Raw genomic sequence first — 20,254 nt, 5'->3', positions numbered from 1 at the left:
AAGCGCTGAAAGACGCAGCAATGCGCCGGAATTTCAGGAGCTATTCCGATGACGGCAACTCACACCTACGCCAGCGACGTCGCCTTCTCGCCGGCGGTGAAAGCGATCCAGACCCGAAAGGGATCGCGCGAAGGCTACGCCCACGCCGAGCAGCGAGGATGGCGCACCGAGGTCGATGAGAACCTCGCGGCGTTCCTCGCCGACACCAACAGCTTCTACTTTGCCACCGCTTCGGCCGACGGCCAGCCTTACATTCAGCACCGCGGCGGGCCCAAGGGCTTCCTGAAGGTGCTGGACAAGCAGACCCTGGCCTTCACCGACTACGCCGGCAACCGGCAATACATCACGCAAGGCAACCTGTCGGAGAATCCCAAGGCCTACATTTTCGTGATGGATTATGCCCACCGCCGCCGCGTGAAGATCTGGGGCGAAGCGCGAATCGTCGAGGACGACGAAGCGCTGACAACGTCGCTGATGCCGAAGGGTTACCGCGCCCGCCCAGAGCAGGTGATCCTGTTCAAGATTACGGCGTGGGACACCAACTGCCCGCAGCACATTCCGCAGAAGTTCGATGCGGGCGATGTTGCGGTCGCGCTGGCGGCGAGGGATGCCAGGATCGCGGAGCTCGAGGCGGAGGTCGCGGCGTTGAAGGGGGAGAAGGCAGCCGGTTGATCTTCAAGTAGAAGAGACGACACGCTCGGCCACCTTCTTCCACAGAAGGAGAAAGGGGGAGTTCGCCAGCGCTAAACCGCGCTTTCACCTTCATGCTGGAAGCCGAGATAGCTCGCCGCGACCCGCTCGTTCGCGGCGATGTCGCTGGCCTTGCCGCTGAGCACGAACTCGCCGAGCTCCATCACGTAAGCCTGGTCCGCGATCTTCAGTGCGGCCTGCGCGTTCTGCTCGACAAGCAGCACGGAGACCCCGCTGCTGCGCAGCTCCGTGACGATGCGGAAGATGTCGGCGACGATGATCGGGGCGAGGCCGAGGCTCGGCTCGTCCAGCATCAGCAGTTTCGGCGCGCCCATCAGCGCGCGGCCCATTGCGAGCATCTGCTGCTCGCCGCCCGACAGCGTGCCGGCGAGCTGCTTGCGCCGCTCCTTCAGCCGCGGAAACAGCGTGTAGACGCGCTCCATCGAGGCCTTCGCCTTGGACCTCTCGATGCGGAAGGCGCCAAGCTCGAGATTGTCCTCGACATTCATGGTCACGAACAATTCGCGGTGCTCGGGGACGAGGCCAAGGCCCATCGCGACGCGGTCCTCGATGTCGAGCCGCGCCAGGTCCTGCCCCGCAAAGGCGACGCGGCCTTTCAGCGGCAGGATGCCCATGATGGCTGAGAGCAGCGTGGTCTTACCGGCGCCGTTGGCGCCGACGATGGTGACGATCTGGTTGGCGCCGACCTCGAGCGAGACCGAGCGAACCGCTTCGACCTTGCCATAGGCGACGTGGGCGTCGGCGACGGACAACAGCGCGCTCATGCCGCCACTCCGAGATAGGCCTTGATCACTTCGGGATTGGTCTTGATCGTGGCGGGGGTGCCTTCCGCGATCTTGGTGCCGAAATCGAGCACCACGATGCGGTCGGCGAGGTTCATGACGAAGCCCATGTCGTGCTCGACCAAGAGCACGCTCATGCCGCCGTCGCGCAGCTCGCGAAGCAGCGCAGCTAGCCGCTGCTTCTCCATGTGGCGCAGGCCCGCGGCGGGCTCGTCGAGCAGCAGCAGCATCGGATCGACGCAGAGCGCGCGGGCGATCTCGACGATGCGTTGTTGTCCCAGCGAGAGCGAGCCCGCGAGCTGGTGCATCTGCTCGGTGAGGCCGACGCGCTCGATCTGACGGGCGGCCTCCGCAAGCAGCTTTGCCTCGTCGGCGCGATCGAGCCGCAGCATCGAGGAGATCGGCCCGGAATGGCCGCGCAGATGCGCGCCGATCGCGACGTTCTCCAATACGGTCATGTCGGGAACCAGCTTCACATGCTGGAAGGTCCTGGAGATGCCGAGCTTGACGATCTCCTGCGGCGGCGCCTTGTCGACCTTCTTGCCGAGCACCGAGACCGAGCCTGACGTCGCCGACAGCACGCCGGTGATCAGGTTGAAGGTGGTGCTCTTGCCGGCGCCGTTCGGGCCGATCAGCGCGACGATCTCGCGGGCCTGGACGTCGAAGGAGACGTTGTTGACCGCGACCACGCCGCCGAACTGTTTTCGCGCCTTGTCGACCTGGAGCAGGATGCTGCTCTCGCCGGGTGCGCGGGTGCGCTGCTCGAGCTTCAGGGAGGTGTCGGGCTTCTTGCCGCTCGTCCGCTCCGGCAGGAAGGACATCAGCCAGGGCCAGAGGCCGCCCGGTGCAAGCTGCAGCAGCGCGACCAGCATGATGCCGAACACGATGGTCTCGACCTGGCCGGAGCCGGGCAGGATCAGCGGCAGATAGCTCTGCAGCACTTCTTTCAAGACCACGACGATGGCCGCGCCCAGCACGCCGCCCCAGACATAGCCGGCGCCGCCGACCACCGCGATGAAGAGATATTCGATGCCCGCCTGCGCACCGAACGGCGTCGGGTTCACCGCGCGCTGGAGGTGCGCGTAGAGCCACCCCGAGAGGCCGGCGAGCACGGCGGCATGGATGAACACCAGCAGCTTGGCACGCGGCGTGTGCACGCCGAATGCCTCGGCCGCGACATGGCCGCGGCGCAGCGCGCGGATGGCGCGGCCGGTGCGGGAGTCCAGCAGGTTCATCGTCAGCAGGGCCGAGAGGATCACGGCGACCCAGATCGCGTAATAGATCGAGCCGGGCGACAGCATCTTGAACGTGCCGATCGACAGCGGCGGGATCGCCGAGATGCCGTCGTTGCGGCCGAGAAACTCCAGCTTGCTGAACAGGTAGAACAGGCCGAGCCCCCAGGCGAGCGTGCCGAGCGGCAGATAATGGCCGGAGAGGCGGACGGTGATCAGGCCGAGCAGCACCGCCAATGATCCGCTGACTGCCAGCGACAGCGGCAGCGTCAGCCAGGGCGACAGGCCATAGGCCGTCGACAGCACCGCGGTGGTGTAGGCGCCGAAGCCGACGAAGGCGGCTTGGCCGAACGAGGTCAGGCCGCCGACGCCGGTCAGCAGCACGAGGCCCATCGCGACCAGCGCCGCAAGGCCGATATTGTCGAGCAGCACAATCCAGAACGGAGGCATGCCCGGGACGAACGGGATCGCCGCCATGACAGCTGCGAAGAGGATGATGGGAAGCCGGCTCTGCATCTTGGCCTCAGTCCTTCTCTTCTTCGACGGCGGGCGCGGCGAGCGAGCGCAGCAGCAGCACGGGGATCAAGAGCATGAAAACGATCACCTCCTTGTAGTTGGAGGCATAGAAGGACGAGAACGCCTCGACGATGCCGACCACCAGCGCCGCGACGGCGGTGAGGGGGTAGCTGACGAGGCCGCCGATGATCGCGGCGACGAAGCCTTTCAGGCCGATCAGGAAGCCTGAGTCGTAATAGAGCGTCGTGATCGGCACGATCATGATGCCCGACAGCGCGCCGATCACGGAGGCCAGCAGGAAGGCGATCTGCCCCGACAACGTGGTGCGGATGCCCGCGAGCCGCGCCCCGAGCCGGTTCACGGCGGTCGCGCGCAGCGCCTTGCCGTAGAGCGTCAGGCCGAAGAACAGCCAGAGCCCGACGATGAAGGCGATGGTGATGCCGTAGACGGTGAGGCTCTGGCCGGTGAAGCGCAGCGCGCCGGCGGTGAAGGCGCCGGACAGCACGGCCGGTCCGCGCTGGCCTTCGGCGCCAAAGAACAGCAGGCCGAGGCCCTGCAGCGCGAGGTGGACGCCGACGGAGGCGATCAGCAGCACCAGCACCGAGGTGTGCGCCAGCGGCTGAAACGCGATGCGGTAGAGATAGAGGCCGATCATCGCCACGATCACCAGCGACAGCGCGATGCAGATGGCGACCGGCGGCTTCTGGGCGGCGAAGTACACGGTGAGCGCCAGCACGATAGCAGGCAGCACGACGTTGGTGATCAGGCTGCGCCAGACCAGTCGTCCGTGCAGCGCCTTGCGGCCTTCGAACAGGTCGAAGGCGAAGGCGCCGACGCCGAGCGCCAGCGCGAGCTTGGCCGTCCCCGGCATCTGGCCCGCGGCCAGCGAGGCATAGGTCAGCGCGCCATAGGTGACGAATTCGCCCTGGGGAATGAGGATGACGCGGGTGACGGCGAACACCAGCACCAGCGCCAGGCCGAGCAGCGCATAGATCGCGCCATTGGTAATGCCGTCCTGCACCAGGAACAGCATGATGGTGGTATTCAAGACCGGACGCTCCCCCTAAAGATTCGGACCGGTCCCCCCGATTGTGGTGGACGGTCCGCTCACAGCCATTGAAAAACGCATGCGATATTTGATATGGTCCATAACAATTATCAAATATAACTTCAAGGGTGAGGGGCGACCCGCCCCAAATTTAGCGGGAATACGAGCACGAGGCGATGACCGTTTCCAAAACCGCTGAAAAGTCCTCCGAAAAGCCCGGCGAGGCGGCCAAGGGCCGCAAGGACGCGAGCGAGCCGCAGGCGGAAGCCCTCCAGCTCGGCGAGCTCTCCGAACAGCTCGGCTATGTCCTGAAGCGGGCGCAGCTCAAGGTGTTCGAGAACTTCTTGCGCTGCATGGCCTCGCTCCAGCTCACGCCGGCGCAGTTCTCGGTGCTGCTGCTGGTCGAGAAGAATCCCGGCCGTAACCAGACCGAGATCGCCTCTACCCTCGGCATCCTCAGGCCGAACTTCGTGGCGATGCTCGACAACCTCGAGAGCCGCGACCTTTGCGCGCGGATCCGCTCCACCAACGACCGCCGTTCGCACATCCTGGTTTTGACCGACAAGGGCAAGGCCGTGCTGGCCCGCGCCAAGAAGCTCGTCGCCACCAAGCACGAGGCGCGGCTGAACGATCTGCTCGGGCAGAGCAACCGCGAAGCCCTGATCGCGATGCTCTCGAAGATCGCGAGCGAGTTTTAAGCGGTTTCGTCATTCCGGGGCGATGCCAAGCATCGAACCCGAAATCTCGAGATTTTGGGTTCACGCTTGCGCGTGCCCCGGAATGACGAGAGACGCTCTCAATCCACCAGAATCACCCGGATATCATTGACGTTGGTCAGCGTCGGGCCCGGTTGCAGCAGATCGCCGGTCGCCTCGAAGAAGGCGGTGGCGTCGTTGTTGTCCAGATAGGCCTGTGGTTGCAGCGCTAGCGCCTTCATCTTCGCGAAGGTCGCGGCATCGATCAGCGCCCCCGCGGGGTCGGTTGGGTGGCCGGCACCGCCGTCGGCGCCGTCGGTGTCGCCGGCCAGCGCCGCAATATTAGGCGTGTCCTTGAGCAGGCTGGCGAGCGCCAGCGCGTACTCCTGGTTCGGGCCGCCGCGCCCGTTGCCGCGCACGGTGACCGTGAGCTCGCCGCCGGACAGGATCGCAAGGCGCTTGCCTTGCGCGCGTGCGTCCAGCGCCATCCTGGCGTGAGCGGCGGCGACCTCGCGCGCCTCGCCTTCGAGGTCGGCGCCGAGGTCGATGGTCTCGTAGCCGGATTGCCGCGCGAGCTTCACCGCGGCGTCGAGCGACTGCTTGGGCCGCGCAATGAGCTCGAAATGCGCGCGCGCGAAGGCCGCATCATCGGGCTTGCAGCTTTCGTTGGCGGGATCGTCGAGCGCACGGCGGACGGCATCGTCGATGTCGAGCTTGTATTTCGCGACGATGGCGCGTGCATCGGCCAGCGTGGTCGGATCGGGCACGGTCGGGCCGGAGGCGATGGCGGACGGATCGTCATGCGGCACATCCGAGATCGCGAGCGTCACGATCTCGGCGGCATTCTTGCCGGCGCGAGCGAGCCGGCCGCCCTTGATCCGCGACAGGTGTTTTCTCACCGTATTCATCTCGCCGATCGGCGCACCCGAGCGCAGCAGCGCCTTGTTGACCGCCTGCTTCTGCGCGAAGCTGATGCCCTCGCTCGGTGCGATCCAGTTCGCCGAGCCGCCGCCTGTGAGCAGCACCAGCAAGAGATCGTCCGGCCCGGCTTCGCCAGCGAGCGCGAGCGTGTCGGCGGCACCCTTGAGGCCGGCCTCATCGGGCACGGGATGACCGGCTTCGACCACGCGGATGCGGCGCGTCGGCACGCCGTAGCCGTGACGCGTGGTGGCGATGCCGACGAGGCGTTCCGGTGCGAGCTGCAGCGTGTCGAGATAATGGCGCTCCGCGGCCGCGGCCATCGCTGCCGCACCCTTGCCGGCGGCGAGACAGATCACGCGTCCCCTCGGCGCGGGCCGCAGGTGCGGCGCCAGAATTGTGCTCGGATGGGCGGCGGCAACGGCAGCGTCGTAGAGTGCGCGGAGCAGAGGACGTCGGTCGGTCATGACGAAAAGCCTTGGGCGGACAGCGAGACTGGCGGCGAGCGCGCCGGTCACATGCCTACCGCATTGGCCGCCAAAGCGTAAGCGGGCTTTACCGTCATTCGATTGTGCAATCGCGTGATCATAATCGGGATGCAAGAAAGACCCCCTGTGCGATGAGCACAGGGGGTTCTTTCGTCATCGTGTATTGCAGCCGTTTAGCCGCCGACGTCGGCGCTGATCACGTCGCCGAACAGCTCCCACTTCTCGCCCTTGAACCTCTCGAGCCGGAGCTGGCTGATGGGTGCAAAGTCGGTCGGCGAGGTGTTGATCTGGACGCCCGGCAGCAGCACCTCGGTGCGGTAGTTCTTCAGGCTGGCGGCCTGCTTCATGATGTTCGCGCGGGTGAGATCGTCGCCGCACTGCTTCAGCACCTGGACGAGGGTCTGCGCCACGCCGTAGCCGACGATGGTGCCATGGTCGAGCTTGTCGCCCTCCGGGAAGTACTTGGTCATGAAGGCGAGGAAATCCTTCATGCCGGGGTCGTTGTTCCACTCAGGATCGGACACGTCCTTGAGATAGTCGGCGGAAATGATGTCCTGGGCGTTCTCGAAGCCGGCGGGCTTGAGCACGCTGCCGACGGAAGCCGAGACGTTGTTGAGGAAGTGCAGCGGCTTCCAGCCGATCTCGGCGTTCTTCTTGATCGCCTGCGCCGCGAATTTCGGCGTCGTGATGTTCATGAAGACGTCGGCGCCGGTCGACTTCAGCTTGACGATGTGATTGTCGACGGTCGGCTCGGAGGTCTCATAGCTCTCCTCCATGACGATCATCGAAGCGGCCTTCGCCCCGAGGCCGTCCTTCAGCCCCTTCAGGTAATCCTTGCCGTAATCGTCGTTCTGAAACAGCACGGCGATCTTGGCATCCGGCTTGTTCTTCAAGAGCCACTTCGCATAGATCTGCGTTTCGCTCTGGTAGTTGGGTTGCCAGCCCATGGTCCACGGGAAGTCCTTCGGATCGTTCCACTTGGTGGCGCCGGTGGCGACGAACAGCTGCGGCACCTTCTTGGAATTCATGTATTTGTGAATCGCCGAGTTCGGCGGCGTGCCGAGCGAGTTGAAGATGAACAGCACCTCGTCGCTCTCGACCAGCTTGCGCGCCTGCTCCACCGTCTTCGGCGGCGAATAGCCGTCGTCGTAGGAGATGAAGTTGATCTTGCGGCCGTTGATGCCGCCCTCGTCGTTGATCTTCTTGAAATAGGCGGCCTCGGTCCGCCCGATGATGCCATAGGCGGAGGCCGGTCCGCTGTAGGGCATGATGTTGCCGATCTTGATCTCGGTATCGGTCGCGCCGGTATCGTATTTCTTCTGGGCCGACGCAGTGGAGGTCGTGGCCGAAATGAGCGCGAGCGCCAGTGACGCGGCCGCAAACTTGCCGATGACAGCGGGCATTCCTATCTCCCTATTTTCTTGGTGTGTGTGCGTCCCTTTTCTTGACTTGATCTTTTTTGGCGGCGCGGCCGCAATTGAATACGATTTGGCTGATGGCTTCAACAGAAAGCCCCCGCGCGGGTGTCGCAGGGGCTGCGTCTTTAGTAGTCAGTGGCCGCCGGCTCTCGTGTGCGACTGCGAGAAGGTCCGGCTGTCTTGAGTTGTTTAACCAATCCGGGAGCGATTTTGAGTTGCGTGGCTTCAGTGGCCCATCTCGCTGGAGATGATGTCGCCGAACAACTCCCATTTCCGGCCCTTGAAGCGCATCATCTGCAGCTGCTCGATCGGGGCGAAATTGTCCGGGGCGGTGTTGATCTTGATGCCGGGCAGCAGCGTGTCGGGTGCGAAATCCTTCAAGGAAGCGGCCTGCTTCATGACGTTCTCGCGGGTGAGATCGTCGCCGCACATCTGCAGCACCTTCACCATCGTCTGCGCGGCGGCATAACCGAACACGACGCCGGCATCGAGCTTGTTGGCCTTGGGATCGTACTGCGCGAGGAAGTTATAGAATTTCTTCATGCCGTCGTCGGCATTCCACTGCGGATCGGTGCCGTCCTTGAGGTAGCTCGCCGACAGGAGGCCCTGGGAGATCTCGAGGCCGGCTGGCTCGATCACGCCGCCGACGGAGGCCGAGACGTTGGAGACGATGTGGACGGGATGCCAGTTGATCTCCGCCGCCTTCTTGATCGCCTGCGCGGCGAATTTCGGGGTGGTGATGCTGATCAAGACGTCGGCGCCCGAAGCCTTCAGCTTCACGATGTGCTCGTCGATCGCCGGCTCGGAGGTGTCGTAGGCCTCCTGCAGCACGATCATCGAGGCCTTGGCGCCGAAGCCCTCCTTCAACCCCTTCAGATAGTCCTTGCCGAAATCGTCGTTCTGGTAGAGCACGCCGATCTTTCCGTCCGGCTTCTCCTTCATGATGTACTTGGCATAGATGCGCGCCTCGCTCGCGTAGCTCGGCTGCCAGCCCATGGTCCAGGGATATTGCTTGGGATCGTTCCACTTGGTGGCGCCGCTCGCGACGAACAATTGCGGCACCTTCTTCTCGTTCAGGTATTTGCGGATGGCGCCGTTGGTGGAGGTGCCGAGCGAGCCGAAGATCAGGAGCACCCCGTCGCTCTCGACCAGCTTGCGCGCCTGCTCCACGGTCTTCGGCGGCGAATAGCCGTCGTCATAGGAGATGAACTTGATCTTGCGGCCGTTGACGCCGCCCTCGGCATTGACCTTGTTGAAATAGGCTTCCTCGGCCTTGCCGATCGCGGCATAGGCCGAGGCCGGGCCGCTATAGGGCATGATGTTGCCTATTCTGATCTCGGTATCGGAAGCGCCGCTGTCGTAGTTCTTCTGCGCCAGTGCCGGGCTGCCCATTGCAGTGCACAAAGCGAAGACGGTCCAGAGGGCCGCAACCTGAAAACGAACGGCGGTCATTGTTCTCCTGCCCCGAGTTGCGTCGGCGCTGCATTGAACAAGATTGGCGCCGGTCGTCAACAAAAAGCCCCCGCGATCGCTCGCGGGGGCTTCTCGAAGGTCGGACTATCGCGTCAGCGTGTCACTCGGAGGCGACGTCGCCGCTGATGATCTCGCCGAACAGTTCCCACTTCTCACCCTTGAAACGCTGCATCTGGAGCTGGGCGATCGGAGCGAAGTCGGTGGCGCTCGTGTTGATCTTGACGCCGGGCAGCAGGGTGTCCGGGGCAAAGTCCTTCAGGCTCGCCGCCTGCTTCATGATGTTGGCGCGGGTGAGGTCGTCACCGCACATCTCCAGCGTCTTGGCGAGGGTCGACGCCGCGCCGTAGCCGTAAACCATGCTGGTGTCGGACTTGTCGGCACCGGGCATATACTTGTCGACGAACTCGTTCCACTTCTTCATGCCGGGATCGTTGGCCCACTGCGGATCGGTGGAGTCCTTGGCATAGGCCGCCGACAGCACGCCCTGCGCGTTTTCGAAGCCGGCCGGCTTCATCACGCTGCCGACCGAGATCGACACGTTGGTGAGGATCTGCAGCGGCTTCCAGCTGAGCTCGGCCGTCTTCTTGATGGTCTGGGCCGCGAACTTCGGCGTCGCATAGATCAGGAGCACGTCGGGATTGGCCGCCTTGATCTTGACGATGTGGCCGTCGATCGAGGGCTCGGACACTTCATAGCTCTCTTCCATGATGATCATGGACGAGGCCTTGGCGCCGAGGCCGTCCTTGGTGCCCTTGAGGTAGTCTTTGCCGAAATCGTCGTTCTGGTAGAGGATCGCGACCTTGGCGTCCGGCTTCTCCTTCATCAGCCATTTCGCGTAGATATGCGCTTCGCTCTGGTAGGAGGGCTGCCAGCCGATGGTCCAGGGGAAGTTCTTCGGGTCGTTCCACTTGGTGGCGCCGGTGGCGACGAACAGCTGAGGGATCTTCTTGGCGTTGAGGTACTTCTGGATCGCGCTGTTCGAGGGCGTGCCGAGCGGATTGAAGACGACCAGAACCTCGTCGCTCTCGACCAGCTTGCGGACCTGCTCGACAGCCTTGGGCGGCGAATATCCGTCATCATAGGTGACGAAGTTGATCTTGCGGCCGTTGATGCCGCCCTTGTCGTTGATCATCTTGAAATAGGCTTCTTCGGTCTTGCCGATGACGCCATAGGCCGACGCCGGACCGCTGTACGGCATGATGTTGCCGATCTTGATCTCGGTATCACTTGCGCCGGTGTCGTATTTCTTCTGGGCGAGTGCAGCGCCGGAGGTGAGGGCAATGGCCGCCGTTGCCGTGACCAGCGCGGCGGCTCGCAGTGTTCTTCCAAAATGCAATTCGATCTCCTTGGTTTAAACGACAGTCTTTGAGGGTTTCAGTTTCTTCTGAGCTTGCCGGCGAATTGCTGGCCCATGATCGCAATCTGCCTTGCGCCGTGCGGCACGAGGTAGATGACCAGGAACAGCAGCACGCCGAACACTGCGCCGGAGAGGCCCTTGGAGATGCTCTCCGCCATGTTCGGCACGAAGATGATGAAGGCCGCGCCGACGAACGAGCCGGGCAGCCAGCCGACGCCGCCGACGACCATGCCGAGGAACAGCGAGATCGCGAGCGTGATGGTGTAGCTGTCCGGCGCGACGAACTGAACCGCGATGGCGCCCAGCGAGCCGGCAACGCCGGTGATGCCGGCGGACACCCCGAAGGCCAGCGTCTTGTACAGTGCGACGTTGACGCCCATCGAGGAGGCCGCGATCTCGTTGTCGCGGATCGCCATGAAGGCGCGGCCCGAGCGGGAGCGCAGCAGGTTGACCGAGAAGATGTAGATCGCGAGCGTCACCGCGAGGGTGAAGTAGTACAACCACATGTCCTGCGACATCGGCAAGCCGAACGGCGCGTCCGGCTTGGTGACGACGAGGCCCTGCACGCCGCCGGTCCAGTGTTCCAGGAAGTTCAGCTTCAGGAGCTGCGGCATAGCGGTGGCGAGCGCGAAGGTCGCGAGCGCGAGGTAGACGCCAGACAGCCTCAGCGCCGGCTTGCCGAACAGGTAACCGAATCCGAAGCAAACCACCGCTGAGATCGGAATCGTCAGCGCGTAATTGACGTTGAAATACTCCATCAGCACCGCCGACGTGTAGGCGCCGACTGCGTAGAACGCGCTCTGGCCGAGCGAGAACTGGCCGCTTCCGCCCGTCAGGATGTTTAGCGCCAGCACGGCAAGGCCGTAGATCAGGAGCATCGTCATCTGGAAGATGATGAAGTTCTTGACGAACACCGGCACGAGCAACAGCACCGCCAGCACCAGCAGCGAGGTGCCCGTGCCGAGCGTCATGGCTCGCTTCGGAACCGCCTCGACCGCCTGGTGGCCTTCTGCAACGACTTCTTCTGCAGCGCTCATGATCAAACTCGCTTGACGATTTGCCGGCCGAACAGGCCAGCGGGTTTGACGACCAGGACGGAGATGATCAGCGCAAGCGCGATCGGGAGTTTCAGCTCGTTGCCGACGCCGGGGATGTAGGTGCCGGCGAGGTTCTCGAAGACGCCGACCAGGAAGCCGCCGACCACGGCGCCGAACGGGCTCGACAATCCGCCGAGCACCGCGGCGGCAAAGCCGTAGATCAGCACGCCGCCCATCATGTTGGGCTCGAGGAACACCACCGGTGCGATCAGCATGCCGGCGATCGATCCGATGGCGGTCGCCATGCCCCAGCCGAGCGCGATCATCCAGCTCGTGTTGATGCCGACGAGGCGGGCCGATTCAGGCACCGAGGCGGCCGCGCGCATCGCAAGACCGATCCGCGTGTACTGGAAGAAGAAGTAGAGGCCGAGCAGCAGCAGCACGGTGACGCCGATCATGCCGGCCTGGTGGGTCGAGATCAGCTGGCTGCCCAGGAACGGCGAGGAGCCGAACGGGGTCGGATACTGCTTGATGGTGAAGTCCCAGATCAGGCCGGCCGAGGAGTTGATGATCGCGAACAGCGCGATGAAGCCGGCGACGTTGGTCAGCACCGGCGCTTTCGCAAGCGGCTTGAACAGGATGCGCTCGATCGCGATGCCGGCGACGAAGGAGAATGCCAGCGTGATCACGAAGGCGGCCCAGTAGGACACGCCCCATTGCATCAGCTGCCAGGATATGAAGGTCGAGAACATCGCCATCTCGCCTTGGGCGAAGTTGAGATGGTCGATGGCCTGGTAGATCATGACGACGGCGAGCGCCATGCAGGCATAGATCGCGCCCGTGGCAATGCCGGCCAGGACCTGGTTGGTGAACAGCTCCATTGTCCCAGCTCCCTCAGTAACCCAGATAGGATTTGCGGATTTCTTCGTTGTTCGCGATGTCCTTGGCGTTGCCAGACATCACGATGCGGCCGGTCTCGATCACATAGGCCTGGTCGGCGAGCTCGAGCGCGAGCTGGGCGTTCTGCTCGACCACCAGGATCGACACCTTGTCCTCGCGGTTGATCTTGCCGAGGATGCCGAACAGGTCGCGCACGACCAGCGGCGCGAGTCCGAAGGACGGCTCGTCCAGCAGCATCAGCCGCGGCCGCAGCATCAGGGCGCGGGCGACCGCGAGCATCTGCTGCTCGCCGCCGGAGAGCGTGCCGGCCTGCTGGGTGTGGCGCTGCTTCAGCACGGGGAAGTGTGCATACATGCGCTCGATGTCGGAGACGATGCCAGCGCTGTCCTTGCGGGTGATGGCCCCGAGCTGGAGGTTCTCCTCCACCGTCATAGTGGTGAAGGTGCCGCGGCCCTGCGGCACATGGGCAATACCGAACCGCACGATGCTCTCGGTGGAGCGGTTGTTCAGCGGCTTGCCGTCGAACTCGATCCCGCCCGTCGAGCGCACCATGTTGCAGATCGCGCGCAGCGTGGTGGTCTTGCCGGCGCCATTGGCGCCCAGCAGCGTCGTCAGCGATCCCTCGTTCAGCGAGAAGGACAGGCCGTGGAGCGCCTGGACCTGGCCGTAATAGGCGCGCAGGTCCTTGACGTTGAGCAGTGTCGTCATTGGTCCTTGCTCCCGAGATAGGCCTTGATGACGTCGGGGTCCGCCTGCACCTGGGCGGGCGTGCCTTCCGCGAGCTTCTTGCCGAAGTTCAGCGCGACGACGTGATCGGCGATCGACATCACGAGGCCCATGTGGTGCTCGACCAGCAGCACCGTCATATGGCGCTCGTCGCGAATGCGGCGGATGAGGTCGCCAAGCACGTAGACTTCCTCGTGATTGAGGCCGCCGGCGGGCTCGTCGAGCAGCAGGATCTTCGGGTCGGCCGCGAGCGCGCGGGCCAGCTCGACGCGCTTCTGCGTGCCGAAGGGTAGCCCGGACACGACGGTGTGGGCGACGTCCTCGAGGTTGAGGTAGGCGAGGATCTCGTGCACCTTTTTGTTGACGTCGGTCTCGCTGCGGCGGATCCAGGCGAGGCGCAGTGAGTCGCTGATGATGTCGCTGGAGGTCCGGGCGTGCGTTCCGACGCGGACATTGTCCATCACCGAGAGGTTCGGAAACAGCGCCACGTTCTGGAATGTGCGGCCAATGCCGATCTCGGCGATGCGGTGCGGCGGCCGCGTCAGGATGCTTGCGCCTTCCATCAGGATGTCGCCGGACGAGGGCTGATAGAGCCGGGACAGACAGTTGAACAGCGTGGTCTTGCCGGCGCCGTTGGGCCCGATCAAGCCGAGGATCTGGCCCTTGTGCATGTCAAAGGACACACCGTTGAGCGCGACAATGCCGCCGAACACGACGCTGACGTCGCGAACCGCGAGCAGGGGCGATGTCCCCTGCGCGAGCTGTGCCTGCGTCATCTCGTCTCGCTCACGTCGTTCAGTGAGCGAAGGGGCGATGCGAACCGCTCCCGACGATGACAAAGACTATCTGATCCCCTCGGCCAAACGCGCAACTTTCCCTCCTGATTTCAGCTTTTTGCTGACGTCTTTTTTGGAATGCGGCATCAGACCCCCGAGCGCCGCTTCGATGTTCCTTACCATCGCTAGGAGACGCGGTCCAATGTCGTTGATCAAACGCTCTTCCGTGAAGCGGAATGCGGGCGCGCCGCAATTGAACGCGTAAGGTCCGGTTCCGTCGTTGAGCTTGAGCGCGACGCCGGCGGCGCCGATGTCGTCGTGCCAGTCACCGACCGAAATCGCAAAGCCGTATTTCGCGACGGTTTCTCCGGAACGCTCCAGCCCGTCGCGCATCTTGGGCCAGCGGCTGCCGTAATGCTCGCGCAACAGACGCGACAACTCCGCGCGGTCGTCGTCGTCGAGCGCCCAGAAATAGGCGCGGCCCATCGCACTGGTTGCAATCGGCACGCGGGAGCCGACGTCAAGTTGAACGCCGACCGTCTCGCTGCCGCGGCTTTGCCCGAAATAGATCATGCTGTGACGGTCGCGCCCGCCGACGGCGACGGCGCCGCCGGTCGCGCGCATCACATCCTCGCGGAACGGCTCGGACAAATGCCGAACGCCGAGATTGGCGAGCGCGGCATAGCCGAGCGACATCGCGGCGGGCGTGAGCTGGTATTTCTCGAAGCGGGGAACCGGCGCAAGATAACCCAGCTTGGTCAGCGTGTAGGTCAGCCGCGACACCGTTGGCTTCGGCAGATTGGTGCGCGCCGCAATCTCCTGATTGCCGAGAAGGCCGTCATTGGGGTGGAATGCTCGCAATACGTCCAGTCCGCGGGAAAGCGCGACGACGAAATTCCGATCGGTCGCAGTCTTCTTTCCTGTACGCTTCATCCCTGATCTGCTTCTTGCGCGGAGTCGTTGACAAGCCACGTGCTTCAAAATAACCCTGCCGTCAAGATGCGGAATTAAATTCCGCACCGCGAAATCGAACAAAAGTTAATCCGCACCAAGGAGGGAACACCGTGAGCGAAGTGGTCAAGCTTGAGCGTCATGACGAGGTCGGGATCGTCACGGTCAACAGCCCTCCGGTCAACGCGCTGAGTGCCGCAGTACGCGGTGGCATACTGGAGTGCGTCAAGGCCGCAATCGCCGATCCCGCCATCAAGGGCATCGTGCTGACCTGCGCCGGCCGCACCTTCATTGCAGGTGCCGACATCACCGAATTCGGCAAGCCGCCGAAGCCGCCCGCCCTCAACGACGTGCTCTCCGAGATCGAGAACTCGCCGAAGCCGGTGGTTGCAGCGATCCACGGCACCGCGCTCGGCGGCGGCCTCGAGGTCGCGCTCGCCTGTCATTTCCGGGTCGCCGTCAAGGAAGCCAAGCTCGGCCTGCCCGAGGTGAAGCTCGGTCTGCTGCCGGGCGCCGGCGGCACCCAGCGCTTGCCGCGCGCGGTTGGTCCCGAGCTCGCCGTCAAGATGATCGTCGGCGGCGATCCCATCGGTGCTGCGGAAGCGCTGAAGAGCGGCCTGATCGAGGAGATCGTCGAGGGACCGGCATCGGGCGGCGAAGCCTTCGTGCGCAAGCTGCTGGCCGAGAAGCGTCCGCTGCGGCGGCTGCGCGACGACGATTCCAAGATCGCGGCCGCCAAGGCCGACCGCTCGATCTTCACCACTGCGGTCGCCGCCATGACCAAGAAGTCGCGCGGCCTGGAGGCGCCGTTCGCCGCCGCCGACGCCGTGGGCTACGCCATTGACCTACCTTTCGACGAAGGTCTGAAGAAGGAACGCGAGGGCTTCCTGAAGCTCGTCGCCAGCGATCAGTCCAAGGCGCAGCGCTATGCCTTCTTCGCCGAGCGCGAAGCCGCCAAGATCGCCGGCGTTCCTGAAGGCACCAAGTCGCGCCCCGTGAACCGCGTCGCCATCCTCGGCGCCGGCACCATGGGCGGCGGTATCGCGATGTCCTTTGCCAATGCCGGCATCCCCGTCACGCTGATCGAGACCGGTGAGGAGCAGCTCAAGCGCGGCATGGGCATCATGCAGAAGAACTGGGAAGCGACCGCGGCGCGCGGCGGCATCCCGGCTGACGCGCCCGCCAAGCGGATGGCGCTGATCAACGGCGTTGTCGGCATCGAGAATGTCGGCGATGCCGACCTCGTCATCGAAGCCGTGTTCGAGACCATGGCGGTGAAGAAGGAAGTGTTCGGCAAGCTCGACCAATACGTCAAGCCCGGCGCCGTGCTCGCCTCCAACACCTCCTACCTCAACATCGACGAGATCGCGAAGTCGACCAAGCGTCCGCAGGACGTGCTCGGCATGCACTTCTTCTCGCCGGCCAACGTCATGAAGCTGTGCGAGATCGTGCGCGCCGACAAGACCGCGCCGGACGCCCTTGTCACGGCCGTCTCGATCGCGCGCAAGATCGCGAAGGTGCCGGCCGTGGTCGGCGTCTGCGACGGTTTTGTCGGCAACCGCATGCTCGCCCAGCGCGGTAAGCAGTCGGAGAAGCTGTTGTTCGAGGGCGCCTTGCCGCAGCAGGTCGATGCCGTCGTGACAAAATTCGGCATGCCGATGGGGCCGTTCGCGATGGGCGATCTCGCCGGCCTCGACATCGGCTGGCGCTCGCGGAAAGATCGCGGCATCAAGTCGGAGATCGCGGACGCGCTGTGCGAAGCCGGCCGTTTCGGCCAGAAGACCGGCAAGGGCTATTACAAGTACGAAGCCGGCTCCCGCGCGCCGATGCCGGATCCGGAGGTCGAGAAGCTGATCGACGAGACGCTGCTGCGTCTTGGCCGCAAGAAGCGAATCGTCAGCGACGAGGAGATCCTCGAGCGCATGATGTATCCGATGATCAACGAGGGCGCGAAGATCCTCGAGGAGGGCATCGCGGCGCGTCCCTCCGACATCGACGTGGTCTGGCTCTACGGCTATGGCTGGCCGATCTACCGCGGCGGCCCGATGTTCTGGGCCGACAGCGTCGGCCTCAAGCACATCGCTGATCGCCTGGCCTTCTATGCCAAGGAGACCAACGATCCGAGCCTCGAGCCCGCCCCGCTGCTGAAGAAGCTCGCGGCCGAAGGCAAGACCTTCGCCTCGCTGGCGGCGGCATCGAAGGCGGCTTGATGGCCGTAGTCTATCCGCATGTCATTCCGGGATGGCCCGAAGGGCCAGGCCCGGAATCCATCTCTCCTCAGGGCGTGCGGCCCGATGGATTCCGGGTTCGATGCTTCGCATCGCCCCGGAATGACGACCGAGTGTGATGCAAATAATGACCCATCCCGGCGAACAGTTTTATCCCGAGGGCGTGCGTTGGGACGATACCATCGTCCAGGGCACGCTGCCCGACCTGTTGTCGAAGGCAGCTGTCGACTACGGCCCGCGCACCGCGCTGGAATTTCGAGACCGTCCGATCACCTATACCGAGCTCGCCGCCATGACCGAGCGCGCCGCCGCGGCATTCCTGCGCGCCGGCTGCGGCAAGGCTACGTCGATCGCGCTGTTCCTCGGCAATTCGCCTGACCATCCCGTCAATTTTTTCGGCGCGCTGAAGGCGGGCGCCCGTGTTGCGCATCTGTCGCCGCTCGACGGCGAGATCGCGCTGACCCACAAGGTCTCGGATTCCGGCTCGCGCCTGCTCGTCACCTCGAACCTCCAGGCGCTGCTGCCGACCGCGCTGAAATTCCTGGACAAGGGACTGATCGACCGCCTCGTCGTCTGCGAGGACGATGATTGGGGCAAGGTCGGCACGCCGCAGGCGGCGATCCCCGATGATCCCCGCATCGTCACCTTCAAGGCCTTCGTCGAGGGGGCGGCTGCGCCTGCGCAATGGCCGTCCGTGACGGCCGACGACGTCGCGCTGCTGCAATATACCGGCGGCACCACCGGCCTGCCCAAGGGCGCCATGCTGACGCACGGCAATCTCACCTCGGCCGTGTCGATCTACGATGTCTGGGGCAAGCCGAACCGCGCCGCGCGCGGCGAGGTGATCGAGCGCGTGATCTGCGTGCTGCCGCTGTTTCATATCTATGCGCTCACCGTCGTGCTGTTGTCCTCGCTCAGCCGCGGCAATCTGATCTCGCTGCATCAGCGCTTCGACGTCGAAGCCGTGATGCGCGACATCGAGATCAAGCGCGCGACTTACTTCCCGGGCGTGCCGACGATGTGGATCGCGATCGCCGCGCTCCCCGATCTCGACAGGCGCGACTTCTCCTCGCTCGCCACCATCGGCTCCGGCGGCGCGCCGCTGCCGGTGGAGATCGCGAGCTTCTTCGAGCGCAAGGTCGGCAAGAAGCTGAAGAGCGGCTGGGGCATGACCGAGACCTGCTCGCCCGGCACCGGTCATCCGCCCACGGGCCCGGAGAAGCCCGGCTCGATCGGCCTGATGCTGCCCGGCATCGAGCTCGACGTGGTCGCCCTGGACGATCCCAGGCGCGTGCTGCCGCCGGGCGAGGTCGGCGAGATCCGCATCAAGGGCCCGAACGTCACCAGGGGCTATTGGAATAAGCCGGAGGGATCCACGGATGCCTTCGTCGACGGCCGCTTCCTCACCGGCGACATCGGCTATGTCGATGCGGACGGCTATTTCTTCCTGGTCGATCGCAAGAAGGACATGATCATCTCCGGCGGCTTCAACGTCTATCCGCAGATGATCGAGCAGGCGATCTACACCATCCCGGGCGTGCACGAAGTGATCGTGCTCGGCATTCCCGACCAATATCGGGGCGAAGCCGCCAAAGCCTTCATCAAGCTGAAGCCGGACGCAAAGCCGTTCTCGCTCGACGAGCTGCGCACCCAGCTCGCCGGCAAGCTCGGCAAGCATGAATTGCCGGCCGCCGTCGAATTCGTCGACGATTTGCCGCGCACGCCGGTCGGAAAATTGTCGCGCCACGAATTGCGCCAGCAGCAGAAACCGTCACAATCCGTTCAACACGCATCAGGAGGTCGTTCTTGACCGACGCCGTCATCGTTTCCACCGCCCGCACCCCGATCGGCAAGGCCTATCGCGGCGCGCTCAACGCCACCGAGGGCGCTACGCTGCTCGGCCACGCCATCGGCGAAGCCGTCGCGCGCGCGAAAGTCGATCCGAAGGAGATCGAGGACGTCGTGATGGGCGCCGCGCTGCAGCAGGGCGCGACCGGCGGCAACATTGCGCGCAAGGCGCTGCTCCGCGCCGGCCTTCCCGTTACCGTCGCCGGAACCACGATCGACCGCCAATGCGCCTCGGGCCTGCAGGCGATCGCGCTGGCCGCGCGCTCGGTGATCTTCGACGGCGTCGAGATCGCGGTCGGCGGCGGCGGCGAGTCGATCTCGCTGGTGCAGAACGACAAGATGAACGGCTTCCACGCCCAGGATCCGGCGCTGCTCAAGATCAAGGGCGAGGTTTACATGCCCATGATCGACACGGCGGAAGTCGTCGCCAAGCGCTACGGCATCTCGCGCGAGAAGCAGGACGAATATTCGCTGGAGAGCCAGCGCCGCACCGCCGCGGCTCAGCAGGGCGGCAAGTTCAAGGACGAGATCGCGCCGGTCACGACGCAGATGGCGGTCACCGACAAGGCGACCGGCACGGTGACGATGAAGGACATCACGCTGTCGCAGGACGAGGGTCCGCGTCCCGAGACCACGATCGAGGGCCTCTCCGGCCTCAAGCCGGTGCGCGGCGAAGGCTTTTCGATCACCGCCGGCAATGCCAGCCAGCTCTCGGACGGTGCCAGCGCCAGTGTGATCATGAGCGACAAGGAAGCGTCAAAGCGCGGTCTTGCGCCGCTCGGCATCTTCCGCGGCTTCGTCTCGGCCGGCTGCGAGCCGGACGAGATGGGCATCGGCCCGGTCTTCGCCGTGCCGCGCCTGCTCAAGCGCCACGGCCTCACCGTCGACGATATCGGCCTCTGGGAGCTGAACGAAGCGTTCGCGGTGCAGGTGCTGTATTGCCGTGACAAGCTCGGCATCGACCCCGAGAAGATCAACGTCGACGGCGGCGCGATCGCGGTCGGCCATCCCTACGGCATGTCGGGCGCCCGTCTCACCGGCCATGCCCTGATCGAAGGCCGCCGCCGCAAGGCGAAATACGCGGTCGTCACCATGTGCGTCGGCGGCGGCATGGGCGCGGCCGGGCTGTTCGAGATTTTGCAGTAAGTCA

At 64.4% G+C, this 20,254-nt stretch carries 17 protein-coding genes; 5 read left to right on the top strand and 12 right to left on the bottom strand.

All coding sequences use genetic code 11. The features are described from left to right. The first annotated feature begins 48 nt into the window (after window positions 1-48). Window positions 49-672, top strand: coding sequence for a pyridoxamine 5'-phosphate oxidase family protein (locus AC0WRY_RS30995; protein WP_491122263.1), 624 nt, complete (start codon window positions 49-51; stop codon window positions 670-672). A 71-nt stretch (window positions 673-743) separates the two neighbouring features. Here the strand turns inward: AC0WRY_RS30995 and AC0WRY_RS30990 are convergent, their stop codons facing one another. From AC0WRY_RS30990 to AC0WRY_RS30980, 3 genes are read right to left on the bottom strand one after another with little or no spacing between them, the layout of a single operon-like run. Continuing rightward, on the bottom strand, window positions 744-1,475 hold the full coding sequence (locus tag AC0WRY_RS30990; RefSeq protein ID WP_194404512.1) for an ABC transporter ATP-binding protein: 732 nt from the start codon (window positions 1,473-1,475) through the stop codon (window positions 744-746). Further along, window positions 1,472-3,241 (bottom strand): branched-chain amino acid ABC transporter ATP-binding protein/permease, encoded by a 1,770-nt coding sequence (locus tag AC0WRY_RS30985; protein ID WP_194404511.1) that lies wholly within the window; start codon window positions 3,239-3,241, stop codon window positions 1,472-1,474. The genes AC0WRY_RS30990 and AC0WRY_RS30985 overlap by 4 nt, the downstream gene beginning before the upstream one ends. Before the next feature lie 7 nt (window positions 3,242-3,248). After that, a complete protein-coding gene (locus AC0WRY_RS30980; RefSeq protein WP_491122262.1) occupies window positions 3,249-4,289 on the bottom strand; it encodes a branched-chain amino acid ABC transporter permease in 1,041 nt (346 codons plus the stop codon). Window positions 4,290-4,465: 176 nt separating this feature from the next. Between AC0WRY_RS30980 and AC0WRY_RS30975 the strand changes: the two genes are divergently transcribed. Further along, window positions 4,466-4,987 carry a MarR family winged helix-turn-helix transcriptional regulator gene (locus AC0WRY_RS30975; protein ID WP_194404509.1) on the top strand — a complete coding sequence of 174 codons (522 nt, stop codon included), beginning with the start codon at window positions 4,466-4,468 and terminating at the stop codon, window positions 4,985-4,987. A 98-nt stretch (window positions 4,988-5,085) separates the two neighbouring features. Here the strand turns inward: AC0WRY_RS30975 and AC0WRY_RS30970 are convergent, their stop codons facing one another. The 9 genes from AC0WRY_RS30970 to AC0WRY_RS30930 form a co-directional block, all read right to left on the bottom strand. Further along, a complete protein-coding gene (locus AC0WRY_RS30970) occupies window positions 5,086-6,369 on the bottom strand; it encodes a glycerate kinase type-2 family protein (RefSeq protein ID WP_194404508.1) in 1,284 nt (427 codons plus the stop codon). A 194-nt stretch (window positions 6,370-6,563) separates the two neighbouring features. Then, window positions 6,564-7,793: an ABC transporter substrate-binding protein gene (locus AC0WRY_RS30965; RefSeq protein WP_491122261.1), complete on the bottom strand. Its 1,230-nt coding sequence runs from the start codon at window positions 7,791-7,793 to the stop codon at window positions 6,564-6,566. A 240-nt stretch (window positions 7,794-8,033) separates the two neighbouring features. Continuing rightward, window positions 8,034-9,260, bottom strand: a complete 1,227-nt coding sequence (locus tag AC0WRY_RS30960) for an ABC transporter substrate-binding protein (RefSeq protein WP_194404506.1) — start codon at window positions 9,258-9,260, stop codon at window positions 8,034-8,036. Window positions 9,261-9,381: 121 nt separating this feature from the next. Continuing rightward, window positions 9,382-10,617 (bottom strand): ABC transporter substrate-binding protein, encoded by a 1,236-nt coding sequence (locus AC0WRY_RS30955; RefSeq protein WP_491122260.1) that lies wholly within the window; start codon window positions 10,615-10,617, stop codon window positions 9,382-9,384. 38 nt (window positions 10,618-10,655) lie between these two features. Continuing rightward, entirely contained in the window at window positions 10,656-11,675 is a 1,020-nt protein-coding gene (locus tag AC0WRY_RS30950; RefSeq protein WP_491122259.1) for a branched-chain amino acid ABC transporter permease, read from the bottom strand. A gap of 2 nt (window positions 11,676-11,677) precedes the next feature. Beyond that, on the bottom strand, window positions 11,678-12,556 hold the full coding sequence (locus AC0WRY_RS30945; protein ID WP_194404503.1) for a branched-chain amino acid ABC transporter permease: 879 nt from the start codon (window positions 12,554-12,556) through the stop codon (window positions 11,678-11,680). 13 nt (window positions 12,557-12,569) lie between these two features. Further along, window positions 12,570-13,283 carry an ABC transporter ATP-binding protein gene (locus AC0WRY_RS30940; protein ID WP_008135694.1) on the bottom strand — a complete coding sequence of 238 codons (714 nt, stop codon included), beginning with the start codon at window positions 13,281-13,283 and terminating at the stop codon, window positions 12,570-12,572. Then, window positions 13,280-14,077, bottom strand: coding sequence for an ABC transporter ATP-binding protein (locus AC0WRY_RS30935; RefSeq protein ID WP_194404502.1), 798 nt, complete (start codon window positions 14,075-14,077; stop codon window positions 13,280-13,282). The genes AC0WRY_RS30940 and AC0WRY_RS30935 overlap by 4 nt, the downstream gene beginning before the upstream one ends. Window positions 14,078-14,143: 66 nt before the next feature. Continuing rightward, entirely contained in the window at window positions 14,144-15,010 is an 867-nt protein-coding gene (locus tag AC0WRY_RS30930) for an IclR family transcriptional regulator (RefSeq protein WP_194408460.1), read from the bottom strand. Window positions 15,011-15,141: 131 nt separating this feature from the next. Here AC0WRY_RS30930 and AC0WRY_RS30925 point away from each other — a divergent pair, with 131 nt between their 5' ends. The 3 genes from AC0WRY_RS30925 to AC0WRY_RS30915 all read left to right on the top strand — a co-directional run bounded on the left by AC0WRY_RS30925 (window position 15,142) and on the right by AC0WRY_RS30915 (window position 20,250). Then, entirely contained in the window at window positions 15,142-17,238 is a 2,097-nt protein-coding gene (locus AC0WRY_RS30925) for a 3-hydroxyacyl-CoA dehydrogenase NAD-binding domain-containing protein (protein ID WP_491122258.1), read from the top strand. Window positions 17,239-17,383: 145 nt separating this feature from the next. Continuing rightward, complete coding sequence (gene pimA / locus AC0WRY_RS30920; protein WP_491122257.1) at window positions 17,384-19,066, top strand: dicarboxylate--CoA ligase PimA; 1,683 nt, start codon at window positions 17,384-17,386, stop codon at window positions 19,064-19,066. After that, complete coding sequence (locus AC0WRY_RS30915) at window positions 19,063-20,250, top strand: acetyl-CoA C-acyltransferase (RefSeq protein ID WP_491122256.1); 1,188 nt, start codon at window positions 19,063-19,065, stop codon at window positions 20,248-20,250. Before pimA ends, AC0WRY_RS30915 begins: the two co-directional genes overlap by 4 nt. The last annotated feature ends 4 nt before the right edge of the window (window positions 20,251-20,254 follow it).

The sequence above is a fragment of the Bradyrhizobium sp. T-12 genome (assembly GCF_058314695.1).
This window is presented reverse-complemented; position numbering and strand designations above follow the sequence as displayed.

What these genes read in the sequence shown, in the direction of transcription:
- AC0WRY_RS30975 (WP_194404509.1), top strand. Translation starts at nt 4,466, where the DNA reads ATGACCGTTTCCAAAACCGCTGAAAAGTCCTCCGAAAAGCCCGGCGAG.
- AC0WRY_RS30935 (WP_194404502.1), bottom strand. Translation starts at nt 14,077, where the DNA reads ATGACGCAGGCACAGCTCGCGCAGGGGACATCGCCCCTGCTCGCGGTT.
- AC0WRY_RS30995 (WP_491122263.1), top strand. Translation starts at nt 49, where the DNA reads ATGACGGCAACTCACACCTACGCCAGCGACGTCGCCTTCTCGCCGGCG.
- pimA (WP_491122257.1), top strand. Translation starts at nt 17,384, where the DNA reads ATGACCCATCCCGGCGAACAGTTTTATCCCGAGGGCGTGCGTTGGGAC.
- AC0WRY_RS30965 (WP_491122261.1), bottom strand. Translation starts at nt 7,793, where the DNA reads ATGCCCGCTGTCATCGGCAAGTTTGCGGCCGCGTCACTGGCGCTCGCG.
- AC0WRY_RS30985 (WP_194404511.1), bottom strand. Translation starts at nt 3,241, where the DNA reads ATGCAGAGCCGGCTTCCCATCATCCTCTTCGCAGCTGTCATGGCGGCG.
- AC0WRY_RS30940 (WP_008135694.1), bottom strand. Translation starts at nt 13,283, where the DNA reads ATGACGACACTGCTCAACGTCAAGGACCTGCGCGCCTATTACGGCCAG.
- AC0WRY_RS30945 (WP_194404503.1), bottom strand. Translation starts at nt 12,556, where the DNA reads ATGGAGCTGTTCACCAACCAGGTCCTGGCCGGCATTGCCACGGGCGCG.
- AC0WRY_RS30950 (WP_491122259.1), bottom strand. Translation starts at nt 11,675, where the DNA reads ATGAGCGCTGCAGAAGAAGTCGTTGCAGAAGGCCACCAGGCGGTCGAG.
- AC0WRY_RS30930 (WP_194408460.1), bottom strand. Translation starts at nt 15,010, where the DNA reads ATGAAGCGTACAGGAAAGAAGACTGCGACCGATCGGAATTTCGTCGTC.
- AC0WRY_RS30960 (WP_194404506.1), bottom strand. Translation starts at nt 9,260, where the DNA reads ATGACCGCCGTTCGTTTTCAGGTTGCGGCCCTCTGGACCGTCTTCGCT.
- AC0WRY_RS30970 (WP_194404508.1), bottom strand. Translation starts at nt 6,369, where the DNA reads ATGACCGACCGACGTCCTCTGCTCCGCGCACTCTACGACGCTGCCGTT.
- AC0WRY_RS30990 (WP_194404512.1), bottom strand. Translation starts at nt 1,475, where the DNA reads ATGAGCGCGCTGTTGTCCGTCGCCGACGCCCACGTCGCCTATGGCAAG.